Consider the following 12,461-nt stretch of genomic DNA (forward strand, 5'->3'; position numbering starts at 1 on the left):
GCGGCCTGTCGGCCGCTCGCAGGCACGCGCCACCGCGACCTTTATTTATAAACAACCGCTGCCGCCGCGCGGCTATTTAAATACTGAATCGGTACCACCGATCTGCGATACCCACTTCCGTCATCGATCGGTGTGCGCTTCCAACGACGCAGCGCCCGGTAACAGCCAACTGCCCGGACGAGACCACGCTGAGAGGATGGAACGCAACGAAAGGAACGTCGCAACGACGGCGACCTCACCCACTCGACCGCCCCGATCAGTACTTCGCGTCGGCGCCCGTCGTCTCGTAGATCCGGTCCATGATCGCGTCGCGCTCGCCGGTCCAGTTCGCCATCGCGGCCGGGCTGGTCGGGTACGACTCGTAGTGGTCGAGCAGCTCGTCGGCGAGCGTCTTCGTCTGGTAGAAGTTCCGGATCGTCCCCCAGTAGCCGAAGCTCTTCACCGCGGCCTTCAGCTTCAGCCCGAACGACATCGACGTGGAGCCCTCGTATAACGCCTCCGCGAGCTTCTCGCCCGGGAGCGCGGCGAGCAGCCCCATCAGGTCGTCGACGTCGACCGCGGTCGAGAGCACGTTGTACACGTCGAGTCCGGCGTAGCGCCCGCCGAAGTGGTCCATCACGCGGGTGTTGTACCGCCAGAGGTTCTCCTCGCTCACGTCGCCGTCGGAGACCGCCTTCACGGCCTGCTCGCCCGCGTACTTGCCCGCGTACGCCGCGCCGGCGATACCGCCGCCCGTGGTCGGGTTGACGTGCCCGGCGGCGTCGCCGACCGCCATGTACCCCGGCGCGACCGCCGAGTCGTAGGGGCGACGGGTGGGGAGCGCGGCGCCGAGCTTGTCCGTGACGGTGGCGCCCTCGAACTCGTCGCGGTTCCGGAGGTCGCGTCTCAGCGCCTCGACGAGCTGCATCGGCTCCTCGTTCATCTGGAAGCCGAGCCCGGCGTTGATCTCGGTGCTCGTCCGCGGGAAGTACCAGAGGTAGCCGGCGGCGCGGTCGGTCGCCTTGAAGACGAGGGCGTCGTCCCACTCGACCGGCTCCGGCACCTCGACGATCTCGCGGTACGCCGAGCAGAACTGCGAGTAGCGCACGTTGGTGTCGAACGTCGTCCCCTCGAAGTCCGCCTTGTCCTGGAGCAGCGACAGCGACCCGGCCCCGTCGATCACGAGGTCGGCCTCGTATGTGACCGCGTCGCCCTTCCGCTTCGCGCGCAGCCCGGTGACCCGACCGGCCTCGGTCTGAATTACGTCGTTGATGACGGTGTCGTAGTGGAAGTCGACCCCGGCGTCCTCGGCGCCCGCGATGATCTGCCGGCCGTACTCCCACCGGTCGATGACCGCGAGCTCGCCCGGCACGGGGATCTCCAGGACCGTGTCCTCTTGCGGGATCTCGAACCGCCCATGGTCGACGCCGGTGTTGGTGAACGCCGGTTCGAGCCGCTCTTTCGGGATGGCCTCCGGGAAGGCGTCGGCGCCCTTCAGCGCGTCGCCGCAGGCGATGTGGCCGGCCTCCGCCTCGTCCTTCCGCTCGACGATGACGACGTCGAGCCCCTCGTTCGCAATCGTCGCGGCGGCGTAACAGCCGGCGGTCCCGGCGCCGGCCACGACGACGTCGTACTCGTCGATGCTCATGACACGTGGGTCGTTCCCCCGGTGGCAAAACTCTTTGTTCCCGTTTCGGTCCCCTCGGGAGCGACACGAGCCCCGGACGGCGACGCGACCGACGCGGATCGCCGCCCGGTCCGGGACCGCGGGCGTCGTCGCGGTCGTCCGCGGTCGCCGACGACGCCGTCGCGTCCCTAACTGTTCAGCCCTCGTTTTTAACGGCGGTGCGGCCGTGACTCCGGACATGTCCGGACTCGATCACGTCGACACGGACCGGCTCCGGGAGTGGCTCTCGGAGGTCCGCGAGGGAGAGACGACCGCCGCCCTGATGCTCGCCGTCGCGTACGACAAGGGGATCGGCGCGGGCGAACTGGCCTCGTGGTACGACCGGTCGACCGAGTCGGTCGAGGAGGCGATCGCGGCGCTCGACTCGCCCGACTACGTCGCCGAGATCGCCCGCCTCGAAGGGGTCGACGTCGAGGCGGTCGCCGCGGAGTCGAACCTCACGGTCGAGTCGGTCGAGGCCTGGTTCGCCGGGCTGTCGGACCGCCCCGTCCCCGAGGCCGCGAGCGTGATCCGGGGGTACGCGGAGGGCGCGGTCGAGCCCCTCCTCACGGGCGAACCCTCGACCGTGTTCCACCTCGACTACGACGCGATGACCGAGCGCGGCTGGTCGCTCGACGACCCGGACCTGTTCGAGAAGGCGGCCGAGTCGGACCTCGGGCTGCCCGAGTACGGGCGGTTCCTCGTCGAGCCGGACGAGTCGATCCTGGAGGCGGCCGAGCGCGGCGGCCGGTCCTGGCCGTACGCCTGCCGGGGCGGCGCGTGCACGAACTGCGCCGTCGTCGTCGTCGACGGCGACGTGGCGATGCCGGGGCAGTCCGTGCTCTCCGACGCGCAGATCCGCGAGACGAACGCCCGGCTCTCCTGCGTCGGCGTCCCGGTCACGGACGAGGTCCGGCTCGTCACCGGCGTCGGCGACCTGGCGGAGTTCGCCGACCTGCGGCTGCCGTCCCCGGCCGAGGACGGGGACGGAGCGAGGCCGGCGTCGGACTGAGCCGCCCCGCTCACTCCTCGGGGGCGTCGTCGCCCGCTCACTCCTCGGTCTCGTAGTGCTCCCCGGCCGCCTCCGGGAGCCGCGTCCGACCGACCAGCGCGAGGACCAGGATGACGACCACGAACGGCGTGATCCGGATGAGCTGCCGGGGGATCCCGATCCCCTGGAGCTGGAGCACGGTCTGGACCGCGTCCAGCCCCGCGAACAGCATCGTCGAGAGGAACGCCCCGACCGGGTTGTAGTTGCCGAACAGGTACGCCACGATGGCGATGAACCCCTTCCCGTTCACCATCGTCGGGCCGTTGCCGGTGAACTGGCCGAGGTCGAGCGACAGCGCGGCGCCGCCCATCCCCGCGAGCACGCCCGAGATCAGCACCGCCGCGTAGCGGACCCGGGTGACGCTCACGCCGGCGGTGTCGAGCGCCTTCGGGTTCTCGCCGCTGGCGCGGATCCACCGGCCGAACGCCGTCCGCTCGAAGACGTACCACGAGCCGGCGACGGCGGCGAACAGCATGTACACCGACGGCGACGCGGAGAAGAGCGCGCCGAAGAACGGGAGGTCGGCGAGCACCGGCACGTTGATCGACGGCGACGTCGCGACGGTCGGCGTGTTCGGGCTGCCGTAGATCACCTGCGAGGCGAACGGCGCGAGCCCGAGCGCGATGAGCCACACCGCGAGCCCGGCGATGATCTGGTCCGCGCGGAACCCGATCGTCACGACGGCGAACAGCGCCGCGAGCAGCGTGCTCGCGACGACGCCGCCGGCGAAGCCGACCCACACTCCGCCGGTGAGGTCGGCGACGTAGATGGCGCTGAACGCCGAGATGATCAGGAGCCCCTCCAGCCCGATGTTGATGACGCCCGACTTCTCCGCGAAGATCCCGCCGAGGGCGGCGAACGCGATCGGCACGGAGAGCCGCAGCGCCGCCGCGAGCGTGTTCTCGCTCGTGAGCACGTCCGCGAGCGTCCCGGCGAGCGAGTCCGGGAACAGCAGCCCGGCGAGCAGCAGCGCGGCGACGGCGGCGACGGTCGCGCCGGCGACGAGCGCCCGGGTCGAGTACCGGTCGAGGAGGCCCTCCTCGTCGGCGCCCTCGGCCGAGATCGCGGCGTCGGCGTCCTCGGCGTCGTCGGCCTCGTCGCCGTCGGCGGCGCCGCCCGCGGGCGCGTCACTCATCGGTCTCACCTCCCCGGTCGGCGGCGGTCCCGCCGTCGGTCGCGACCGCCTCCGGCTTCGAGCCCGTTCCCGGCAGCCCGCGGGCCAGCAGGCGGAAGAACTCCGGCATCGCAACGAACAGGATGATGAGCCCGCGGAGGACGCCGACGAGCTGGGGCGGAACGTCGGTCGCGAACTGGACGACCGTCGTCCCGCTCTTCAACACGCCGAACAGCAGCGCGGCGACGCCGACCCCGAGCGGGTTGTTGCCGGCGAGGATCGAGACGGTGATCCCGTCGAACCCGTAGGCCGGGATCCCCGTCTGGAACGTCCCGAGCACCATCATCACGTACATCGCGCCGGCGATCCCGCCGAGCGCGCCCGACAGCGACAGGCTCGCGACGACGGTGCGCTTGGCGTCGACGCCGCCGTACTCGGCCGCCTCGGGCTGGACGCCGCTCGTCCGGACGTCGTACCCGAAGGCGGTGTGTTCGAGGACGTAGTACAGCCCGGCGACGGCGAGGAGGCCGAAGCCGAGCGCGACGACGGAGAAGTCCTGTCGGGCGCCGAACAGCAGCGCCGGAAACTGCGCGAACTCGGGGAGCGGGACGGTCTGGTTCGCGGCGCTGTTCGGGTCCTTGAAGATCCCGCTGACCAGGTACAGCGCGACGCCGGTCGCGATGAAGTTGAGCATGATCGTCGTGATCACCTCGTTGGCGTCGGCGTACGCCTTCAGCAGGCCCGGGACCGCGCCGTAGAGCCCGCCGAACACCGCGCCGACGAGGAGCCCGAACGGGATCAGGAGGACGGTGCCGAGCGCGCCCGACACGAGCGACGACGCCCAGAGGACGCCGAGCGCGGTCGCCAGCGCGCCGACGACCATCTGGCCCTGCGTCCCGATGTTGAAGATCCCGGCGCGGAACGCCAGCGCGACCGAGAGCCCGGTGAAGATCAGCAGCGTCGTCTCGCGGAGCGTGACCGCGAACTGCCCGTTCGGCGACCAGCCGCCGCTGAGCGGGTCGCCGAGCGCCCCGAGGAAGAGGCGGTCGAAGACGACGACCGGGTCGTAACAGAACCCGACCCCAAGGTAGTACACCGCCTCGCCGGCGGTACACGTCGTCATCCGACCGGCCACGAGCACCAGCGCCGCGCCGATGAGGACCGAGAGGACGAGCGCCGCCGTGCTGATCAGGACCCGCTCGGCCGCGGAGGCGTCGACGAGCCGAGAGAGCGCGTCGCGCGCGCGGTCGGCGGCGCTCACGCCCGCTCACCGTCCGCGGCGTCCGCGAGGTCCGCCTCCGCGTTCCGTTCCGGCTCGTCCGCGTCCTCGTTCCCCGCCGCCGCCGGGCCGTCCCCGCCACCGCCGCCCGGTCGCTCCCCGGCCATCAGCAGGCCGAGCTCCTCCTCCGTCGTCTCGTCCGGGTCGACCACGTCGACGAACTCGCCCTCGTACGCGACCGCGAGGCGGTCCGAGAGCCCCTGTACCTCCTCCAGCTTCGAGGAGACGAGGAGGACCGCCACGCCCCGCTCCCGGAGCTCCAGGAGCCGCTCGTGGATGAACTCGATCGAGCCCACGTCGACGCCCCGCGTCGGGTGCGAGGCGACGACCAGCTCGGGGTCGCGCTCGAACTCCCGACCGACGATGAACTTCTGCTGGTTGCCGCCGGAGAGCGACTCCGCGTCGGCGTCCGCGTCCGGCGGCCGCACGTCGTACTCGTCGATGATCGCCTCGGCGTGCCCGCGCGTCTTCTCCCAGTCGATCCGGCCGTTGGCGGCGAGCTCGCGGCCGTGTTGGCTCCCGAGCAGCCCGTTCTCGACGAGGTCGAACTCCATCACCAGGCCGCGCTCCTGGCGGTCCTCGGGGACGTACGCCATGCCGGCCTCGATCCGGTCCCGCCGCGAGGCGGTCGTGACGTCCTCGCCCCGGAACCGGACCTCGCCCGCGTCGGGGGTCCGGAGCCCGGTCACCGCCTCGACGAGCTCCGACTGCCCGTTTCCGTCCACGCCGGCGATCCCGAACACCTCGCCGCCGCGGACGTCGAACGAGACGCCGTCGACGGCCCGGACCCCGCGGTCGTCCTCGACGACGACCTCGGAGACCGAGGCGACGACCTCGCCCGTCTCCGCGGTCCCGTGGTCGACGTCGAGGAGGACCTCGCGGCCGACCATCAGCTCCGCGAGCTCCTCCTGGGTGGTGGTGTCCGCGTCGACCGTCCCGACCTTCCGGCCGTCCCGGAGGACGGAGATCTCGTCGGCCGCGCGCATCGCCTCGCCCAGCTTGTGGGTGATGAAGATGATCGTCTTCCCCTGCGAAGTGAGCTCGTCGAGCACGTCGAACAGCTCGTCGACCTCCTGGGGAGTCAGCACCGCGGTCGGCTCGTCCAGGATCAGCGTGTCGGCGCCGCGGTACAGCGCCTTCAGGATCTCGACGCGCTGCTGTTCGCCCACGGAGACGTCCTCGATCCGCGCGTCCGGATCGACGTCGAAGCCGTAGCGGTCGGCGAGCTCGACGACGGCCTCGCGCGCGCCGGCCCGGTCGACGGCGAGTCCGCCCCACTTCCGCGGCTCGTTGCCGAGCGTGATGTTCTCGGTGACGGTCATCGGGTCCACGAGCATGAAGTGCTGGTGGATCATCCCGATCCCGGCGTCGATCGCGTCCCGCGGGGAGTCGAACGCGTGGGGGTCCCCGTCGAGCCGGACCGTCCCCGACGTGGGTTCGTAGAGGCCGTAGAGCACGTTCATCAGCGTCGTCTTCCCGGCCCCGTTCTCGCCGAGGAGGGCGTGGACGGTGCCGCGCTCGACCCGCAGGTCGACGTCGTCGTTCGCCACGACGCCGGGGAACCGCTTCGTGATCCCGTCGAGGTGGACGGCTGAGGCCATTGGTCTACTACCCCCTGGTTCGAGGTCGGGTGAATATGTTTGGATATGGTTCGGTCCGCACGGACCGGCGAGCGGCCGGCGATCCGACCGGAGCGAGCGCCCGCTCCGTCAGACGTTCGAGGGCGACGAAGGAACGGAAACGTCCCCGGCGACGATGTCTTCGCGCGCGGTCGAGACCTCGTCCCTGACGTCCTGCGGGATCTCGGAGCCGAGCTGGTCGCCGTAGACGAGCGCGACGCCCTCGTTGTCGAGCCCGAGCGCGACGTTCGAGCCGCCGGGGAACTCGCTCTCGACGGTCGCCTCGATCGCGTTGTAGACGGCCGTGTCGACCCGCTTGACCATGCTCCCGAGGATCACGTCGGCGTAGTCGGGGCGCGTGATCGACTGGTCGCGGTCGACGCCGATCGCGAATCCGTCCTGCTCCTGTGCCGCCTGGAAGACGCCGGTGCCCGTGTTCCCCGCCGCGTGGTAGACGATGTCGGAACCGCTGTTGTACATCGCGGTCGCCGCCTCGCGGCCCGCCGCGGGGTCGTTGAAGCTGCCGGTGTAGTTGACGCTGACGTCGACGTCGTCGCTGCCGGCGGCGACGCCGGCCTCGAAGCCGGCCTGGAACTTCTGGATCAGGTCGGACTCGACGCCGCCGACGAAGCCGACGTTCGTGGAGTCGCCCGCGGTCGAGCCCGCGCCCGCCGAGAAGTCGCGGGTGGTGAGCAGGCTCGCCATCAGGCCCGCGAGGTACGACCCCTCGTGCTCCCGGAACGTGTAGCTCGCGACGTTGTCGGCCTGGACCACCGAGTCGACGATCATGAAGTTCTGGTCGGGGTACGACTCCGCGGTCTCCGACAGCGAGTCGGCCTGCAGGAAGCCGATACAGCACACCAGGTCGTAGTCCGGGTCGCTCGACTCCGCGAACTGCTGCTGGAAGTTACTGAACTGGGCCACCTCGTCGGGCTGTGCCTCCTGGAACGAGATGTCGAGCTCTTCCTCCGCCGCGAGGGCCCCCTGCTGGGCCTGGTCGTTGAACGACCCGTCGCCGAGGCCGCCGGTCGCGTACACCATCCCGACGTTCGCCGCCGGCTCGTCGCCTCCGTCGGACCCGTCGCCCGAGTCGTCGCCGTCGGAGCCGTCCGAGCCGTCTGAGCCGTCGGAGCCGTCCGAGCCGTCCGACCCGTCGCCGCTCGGGCCGCCGCTACAGCCGGCGAGCCCGACGAGGCCTGCTGCGCTTGCCGCCTTGACGAACCGCCGCCGATCGAGATCGGATACCATGTCACCTGTATTGGCGCGCGAACACGTCATAAATTCGTCGCTCTCGACGACGCGGTATCGGACGTTCCCGGAGCGCTTCGGCGGGAACGCCGCCCGCTCGCCCGGGTTTGACCCGAACGTGTTCACGTCCGTGGTCTCCGGGGGCCGACGGGAGCGGTATGTCGGATGGCCGACGGGAGCGGTATGTCGGGAATGATCGGTCGGCTACGCGTCGCCGGCCGCGGCCACCGCCTCCTCGACGGCCGCCTCGACGTCCGCGATCAGCTCGTCGACCGCGTCGCTCTCGGCGTACACCCTGACGTACGGCTCCGTGCCCGAGGGGCGGACGAGCGCCCACGACGCGTCCGGGAACTCCAGCCGGACCCCGTGCTCGGTGCTCGCGGTCGCGTCGGGGAAGGCCGCCGGGAGCGCGGTCTCCAGCCGCTCCATCGCCCCGGCCTTCGCGTCGTCGGGGCAGTCGACGCTGACCTTGCGGTACGGCCGCTCGGTGATCGGCTCGCGGAGCCCGTCGAGCCCCTCGTCGGCGACGAGCCGGGCGATCACGGCCGCCGACGCGACCCCGTCGATCCACTCGCCGTGAGCGACGTGGACGTGCTTCCACGGCTCGGCGGCGAAGACGACGCGGGTGTCGGTTCCCACCTCGCCGGCGGCGCCCGCCTCCCCGACCGCGCCCGCCTCGCCGAGGGCGCCGGCGTCGTCGGCGTCCGCCCGGACCGCGGCGATGCCCTCGTGGAGCGCGCCGAGCCGCACGCGCTCGACGCGCCCGCCCGCCTCGCGGACGCGCTCGTCGATCCGGCCCGAGGCGTTCGGCGTCGTGACGACCACGGGGTCGGCGGCGTCGCTCGCGCGCGTGTACCGCTCCGCGAGCAGCGCGAGGACGGTGTCCTCGTGGACCACCTCGCCGTCGGCGTCGACGACCACGATCCGGTCGGCGTCGCCGTCGTGACCGATCCCGAAGGCGAACCCCTCGGCCTCGGCGTCGCCGTCGCCTCCGGCGTCGCCCTCGCCGCCCGCGTCCGGACGCCCCGGCTCCGCGACGCCCTCGTTCGCGTCGGCGACGAACGCCCGGAGGTCGCGGAGCGTCTCCGGGGTCGGCTTGCTCCCGCGGCCGGGGAAGTGGCCGTCGACGTTCCCGTTGAGCGTGACGACGTCGGCGCCGAGCTCGCGGAGCACGGTCGGCGTCGCGGGGGCGGCCATCCCGTTCCCGCAGTCGACCGCGACCCGGAGCCCGTCGAGCGGGGCGCCGAACCGCTCGGCGTACGCGACGACGTCGGCGAGGTAGCCGCCGAGCGGCTCGACGCGCTCGGACTCGGTCCACGCGTCCCACGCCGCCGGCGGCGCCTCGCCCGCCACGCGCTCCTCGACGGCGCGCTCGGCCTCGCGGTCGAACTCGCTGCCGTCCCGGAACAGCTTGACCCCGTTGTCGGTCGGGGGGTTGTGCGAGGCGGTGAGCATGACGCCGTAGCGCCCCCGCGAGGCGTGCGCGAGCGCCGGCGTCGGCAACTGCCCGGCGCGCAGCACTCGCACCCCGCCCGACGCGAGCCCGGACTCGGTCGCAGCCGCGAGCGCGGGGCCGGTGACGCGGCCGTCGCGGGCGAGCACGATCTCGGCGGGATGCGCGTCGTCCGCGTCCGACCCGTCTCCGTCGCTCTCGGCGTCCGCTCGTATCTCCGCCGCGACGGCGCGTCCCACCGCGAGCGCGAGCTCGGGGGTGACCCGCTCCGTCGCGCTCCCGCGGATCCCCGCGGTTCCGAACAGGTCCATACCCGGCGTGTCGGCGGCCGTTCGTTAGAAGTCGTCGGTTGCGGACCGTCGTCGGTCTCTTCCCGATCGGCGGCCGCCGGCCTTCGGTTGAAACGGGCGATCCCTCGGCGCCGCGTTTAAGCCGGCGGCGGGCGCACGCTCTCGCGATGACCGACCGCACGCGAGCACACGTGTACGTCTCGGGGCGCGTGCAGGGCGTCTACTACCGGGCGACGACCCGCGACACCGCCCGCGAGAAGGGGGTCGACGGCTGGGTGCGCAACCTCGACGACGGGCGCGTCGAGGCCGTCTTCGAGGGGCCGGAGGACGCGGTCCGCGAGATGGTCGCGTGGTGCGAGACGGGGAGCAAAGCGGCCGACGTCGACGAGGTCGACGCGACGTACGAGCCGCCCGAGGGACTGGACGGGTTCGAGGTGCGGTGGTAGCTCGACCCCAGGCGACCGCTCCGCGCGGCTACGGCGCGACCGGGTCGTTCGGCGGGTCGCGGACGCCGAGCTCCTCCAGGGCGCGCAGCACGACGATCGCCTCGACCACGTCGCGCTCCTCGGTGTAGGGGTCGTCGACGGCGTCGAGCGTCGCCTCGGCCTCCGCGGCGAGCCTGGACTCCAGCTCCGTCTGGTCGGTCTCGCCCTTCACCGCCGACAGCAGCGCCTCGTGGTCCTCGCGGAGGTCGAGCGAGACGTGCGCCGCGTTACACCGCGAGAGCGGATGGGTGTCCATCTCGATGGCGAGGTCGCTCACGAGGTCCCAGTCGTCGGCGCAGAAGCGAAGGGTCACCGTCCCGACGACGTCGCGCCACGAGATGGGGTCGCCGTTCTCCATCAGCCCGAGCGCCCGCGGCGGCACCGCGATCCGGGTGTGGGTCTCGTCGCGACCGCAGAGGCAACAGGGGGTGTTCTTCAGTCCGGCGTACACGCCTGCTCGTACGGGTCGGAGGGTACTGTGCGTTTCGCCGTCGAGGGCCCTCTCCTCGAATACACTGTACAGGCTCTGTTGAAATCCTCAGATGCTGATAGGAACCAGCTGCTGAATACAGAGGGTATACTCAGCAAGATCTTGGCCACCACCCCCATATATAGAACAAAAAGTGGTGCTTCAACCGGAGATGGTGCACGATTTTAATATGCTTACACGTGTACTGGACTCATTATAATCGATGGATAACGATACAACCCACCGAGAGAATAATAATCACAAGCCAGAGTGGTATCGGACGCTCGTTGAGGAGGTAAATGATCTCGTGACAGTCGTCGATACTGACGGGACAATAACCTACGTTAGTCCGGCCATCACACGGATTCTCGGCTACGATCCCGGCGAATTGGTTGGCCACGAGGGATTCGAATTCGTCCATCCCGAGGATCGGGAGCGAAACGCCGACGCGCTGGAGGCTGTTCTCTCAAACCCTTCCGAATCCGAGACTGTTGAAGTCCGATTCCGCCACGCCGACGGCTCGTGGCGCTGGATTGAGGCCACAATGCGGAATCGAGTTGACGACGATATCATCGATGGGATTCTGCTTAGCAGTCGAGACATTACTGAGCGAAAAGAGCACGAACGCGAAGCGCGAGAGCTTGCCGAAGAGTACGAAGCCGTTTTGAACAGCGTGGAGGACGCCATCTTTCTGATGAATGTTGAGGAAGATGGGGATGGTGTCCGATTCGAGTTTGAGCGCCTCAGCCCCTCCTATGAGCGCCAGACTGGGATTACTACCGAGGAAGTACAGGGCCAGACACCACAGGCCGTGTTCGGTGAAGAACAGGGCGCTGAGTTAGCGGCGAACTATCACCGCTGTGTCAAGGCCGGCGAACCAATCTCGTATCAGGAGGAACTCCGGGTCAGCGAAGGAGCACGATTCTGGCAGACAAAACTTGCGCCGGTAGTCTCCGATGGTGAGATAACTCGCCTCGTTGGGGTCACTCGGAACGTGACTGAACGCGTCGAACGTGAGCGACAACTACGTCAGCAGAACGAGCGGCTCGGAGAGTTTGCGAGTGTTATCTCCCACGATTTGCGCAGTCCGCTCAACGTCGCACAGGGTCGCGCTGCACTCCTTGCTGAGCAGGGAGAAAGCGAGCATCTTGATCCACTACTACAGGCGCTTGACCGGATGGAGGCGATCGTCGAGGATACGTTGACGCTTGCTCGCCAAGGCGATATAATAAGCGAAACGGAGTCGGTCAGTTTGACTAACCTTGTCGGGAAATGCTGGGCGACAGTAGACACAGGCGAGGCAACTATTGAGATTGTCGACGAAATGACCTTTCAAGCAGACCCTGACCGGTTACGCCACGTGTTCGAGAACCTGTTCCGAAACGCTGTTGAACACGGTGGATCCGACGTGACCGTTCGTGTCGGCTGTCACAACGAACTTGGGATCTACGTCGAAGACAATGGACCAGGAATTCCAGTCGAAAAGCGTGACGAGGTGCTCGAACCGGGACACTCGTCGGCACAGGGTGGTACTGGTTTCGGGTTAACTATCGTAAAACGAATCGTGGAAGCCCACGGCTGGGAGCTGTCTGTAGCTAATGGAACCGATGGTGGAGCACGGTTTGAGTTCGAGATGTCTGAACAAGGAGAGTTCGTGTAAGGTTATGTATAATTCCCGACCCATGATTGAGAAGTGCGACCTCAACTACTGAGCGCAGCGTGTAGGAGATAAGCGCCCTGTACCTCGCACGACTATCCAGACACTCCTCTGAGTTGGCAGAATCCTCGACGATCAATACGCACTCTTC

The 12,461-nt window shown here is 69.3% G+C and carries 10 protein-coding genes; 3 read left to right on the forward strand and 7 right to left on the reverse strand.

Translation table 11 applies throughout. The annotated features are described in order from the left end of the window. Positions 1-256: 256 nt before the first annotated feature. On the reverse strand, positions 257-1,627 hold the full coding sequence (locus NO900_RS13985) for a geranylgeranyl reductase family protein (RefSeq protein WP_256408971.1): 1,371 nt from the start codon (positions 1,625-1,627) through the stop codon (positions 257-259). Between the two features lie 217 nt (positions 1,628-1,844). Between NO900_RS13985 and fer the strand changes: the two genes are divergently transcribed. Continuing rightward, the gene (fer, locus tag NO900_RS13990) at positions 1,845-2,657 is read left to right on the forward strand and encodes a ferredoxin Fer (protein WP_256408972.1); all 813 of its coding nucleotides are present in this window, start codon (positions 1,845-1,847) and stop codon (positions 2,655-2,657) included. A 37-nt stretch (positions 2,658-2,694) separates the two neighbouring features. Here the strand turns inward: fer and NO900_RS13995 are convergent, their stop codons facing one another. The 5 genes from NO900_RS13995 to NO900_RS14015 all read right to left on the reverse strand — a co-directional run bounded on the left by NO900_RS13995 (position 2,695) and on the right by NO900_RS14015 (position 9,720). Next, a complete protein-coding gene (locus NO900_RS13995) occupies positions 2,695-3,831 on the reverse strand; it encodes an ABC transporter permease (protein ID WP_256408973.1) in 1,137 nt (378 codons plus the stop codon). After that, on the reverse strand, positions 3,824-5,071 hold the full coding sequence (locus tag NO900_RS14000; protein WP_256408974.1) for an ABC transporter permease: 1,248 nt from the start codon (positions 5,069-5,071) through the stop codon (positions 3,824-3,826). The genes NO900_RS13995 and NO900_RS14000 overlap by 8 nt, the downstream gene beginning before the upstream one ends. Then, positions 5,068-6,690, reverse strand: coding sequence for an ABC transporter ATP-binding protein (locus tag NO900_RS14005; RefSeq protein WP_256408975.1), 1,623 nt, complete (start codon positions 6,688-6,690; stop codon positions 5,068-5,070). Before NO900_RS14005 ends, NO900_RS14000 begins: the two co-directional genes overlap by 4 nt. A 108-nt stretch (positions 6,691-6,798) precedes the next feature. Continuing rightward, on the reverse strand, positions 6,799-7,956 hold the full coding sequence (locus NO900_RS14010) for a BMP family lipoprotein (protein ID WP_256408976.1): 1,158 nt from the start codon (positions 7,954-7,956) through the stop codon (positions 6,799-6,801). Positions 7,957-8,160: 204 nt separating this feature from the next. Then, positions 8,161-9,720 carry a phosphohexomutase domain-containing protein gene (locus NO900_RS14015; protein ID WP_256408977.1) on the reverse strand — a complete coding sequence of 520 codons (1,560 nt, stop codon included), beginning with the start codon at positions 9,718-9,720 and terminating at the stop codon, positions 8,161-8,163. 146 nt (positions 9,721-9,866) lie between these two features. Here NO900_RS14015 and NO900_RS14020 point away from each other — a divergent pair, with 146 nt between their 5' ends. Then, positions 9,867-10,145 carry an acylphosphatase gene (locus NO900_RS14020; RefSeq protein ID WP_256408978.1) on the forward strand — a complete coding sequence of 93 codons (279 nt, stop codon included), beginning with the start codon at positions 9,867-9,869 and terminating at the stop codon, positions 10,143-10,145. Positions 10,146-10,173: 28 nt separating this feature from the next. Here NO900_RS14020 and NO900_RS14025 read toward each other — a convergent pair whose 3' ends face one another. Beyond that, the gene (locus NO900_RS14025; protein ID WP_256408979.1) at positions 10,174-10,635 is read right to left on the reverse strand and encodes a DUF7960 family protein; all 462 of its coding nucleotides are present in this window, start codon (positions 10,633-10,635) and stop codon (positions 10,174-10,176) included. Between the two features lie 241 nt (positions 10,636-10,876). On the opposite strand from NO900_RS14025, the gene NO900_RS14030 reads away from it, so the two are divergent. Next, positions 10,877-12,313, forward strand: coding sequence for a PAS domain S-box protein (locus NO900_RS14030; RefSeq protein WP_256408980.1), 1,437 nt, complete (start codon positions 10,877-10,879; stop codon positions 12,311-12,313). The last annotated feature ends 148 nt before the right edge of the window (positions 12,314-12,461 follow it).

This window comes from Halorubrum rutilum (genome assembly GCF_024494565.1).

Bases quoted from the DNA above. Each gene is read 5' to 3' on its own strand.
- NO900_RS13985 (WP_256408971.1), bottom strand. From the start codon at position 1,627: ATGAGCATCGACGAGTACGACGTCGTCGTGGCCGGCGCCGGGACCGCC.
- NO900_RS14010 (WP_256408976.1), bottom strand. From the start codon at position 7,956: ATGGTATCCGATCTCGATCGGCGGCGGTTCGTCAAGGCGGCAAGCGCA.
- fer (WP_256408972.1), top strand. From the start codon at position 1,845: ATGTCCGGACTCGATCACGTCGACACGGACCGGCTCCGGGAGTGGCTC.
- NO900_RS13995 (WP_256408973.1), bottom strand. From the start codon at position 3,831: ATGAGTGACGCGCCCGCGGGCGGCGCCGCCGACGGCGACGAGGCCGAC.
- NO900_RS14020 (WP_256408978.1), top strand. From the start codon at position 9,867: ATGACCGACCGCACGCGAGCACACGTGTACGTCTCGGGGCGCGTGCAG.
- NO900_RS14030 (WP_256408980.1), top strand. From the start codon at position 10,877: ATGGATAACGATACAACCCACCGAGAGAATAATAATCACAAGCCAGAG.
- NO900_RS14015 (WP_256408977.1), bottom strand. From the start codon at position 9,720: ATGGACCTGTTCGGAACCGCGGGGATCCGCGGGAGCGCGACGGAGCGG.
- NO900_RS14005 (WP_256408975.1), bottom strand. From the start codon at position 6,690: ATGGCCTCAGCCGTCCACCTCGACGGGATCACGAAGCGGTTCCCCGGC.